At 40.8% G+C, this 1135-nt stretch carries 1 protein-coding gene; it reads right to left on the minus strand.

What is annotated here, in order from left to right; all coding sequences use genetic code 11:
* Positions 1-896, minus strand: an 896-nt coding sequence (locus QVD32_RS13200) for a DUF4279 domain-containing protein (protein ID WP_287710397.1), incomplete at its 3' end; no start/stop codon positions are given.
* Positions 897-1135 lie beyond the last annotated feature (239 nt).

The following is a 1135-nucleotide window of genomic DNA, read 5'->3' on the forward strand; positions in this document are numbered from 1 at the left end:
GTACTTATGTAGTATAGATAAAAATCTACCGGGATATTCAGCTTGGCGATTCTTTTCCACATGTCGGGCCGTATTCTGAACTGGAAGTTATAATGTCCCATACTGCAATGGAGTATCAGTCCGCTGTTTTTGAAACGGCGGAAAACTTTTCGAAACGATTCTAAACGGCTTTCTACCAAGTCCAATATTTCGTTGGATTGATATACCAGATCGAAGTATTTCGATGCTTTTCGGTTGTCGAATGTATCGTAAAACCAGACGTTTTTCTCATCGAAGACCGGGTGAGTGCCGAGCTCGGTGTAGGGTATGTCGGGGTATCCTTTCCGTTTGATACGGGTGGGGGATATTCCGGTCATCTCGGTAACGATACCCGGGTCATTCTTTCCGGTCTCGATATAGAGCGTACAGCCCATTTCGGTTCCGGCCTTGATTCGGTTAATGTTATTTTTTTTGCTTTTACTGAGTAGGTACAGGTCGAAGTCGACCAACAATCCGTACGGTGCGATACGCTTCCACAGTTCCGGCGGAATGCGGAATTGAAGTTTATGTCGGTTGGTATAGCAGAAATGGAGGAGGCATTTGTATTTGTAGTTCCTAAAAATCTTTTGGAAAGAACTTTTCTGTTTCTCGATCATTTCGAGCATATCGATCGATTTGAAAGGTATCAGATGGTCGTCTTTTTCAAAATAGGCAGTACCGGATAATTTCCACAGGTTTTGTTTAAAGAACTTTCCGGGTATTTCTTTGTGTGATCTTGTTCTGAATATTTCGCCTTTTGTTGTGGCCCACGAGGGTTGTATACCGGTCATACGGGTTACGACCGAGGGAGCATCTTCTTCGGTATCGATCCAAAAATCGCATCCCATTTCTATTATTTTATCGTTAAATTCTGCCATTTAATTCTACTATTATTTTTTAATCCATTTCTATTCTACAAGTTATGGAAATACATTTTCTTTGTTTGATTTCACAAATATCCCCGATTTCAATTTTCTGTATTCCCATGAGTCTGATAGTTTAGTCGTTGAAATAAGGTGTACTTATGTAGTATAGATAAAAATCTACCGGGATATTCAGCTTGGCGATTCTTTTCCACATGTCGGGCCGTATTCTGAACTGGAAGTTATAATGTCCC

Origin of the sequence: Barnesiella sp., from assembly GCF_022723415.1 — a bacterium.
GTDB classification, from domain to species: Bacteria; Bacteroidota; Bacteroidia; order Bacteroidales; family Barnesiellaceae; genus Barnesiella; species Barnesiella intestinihominis.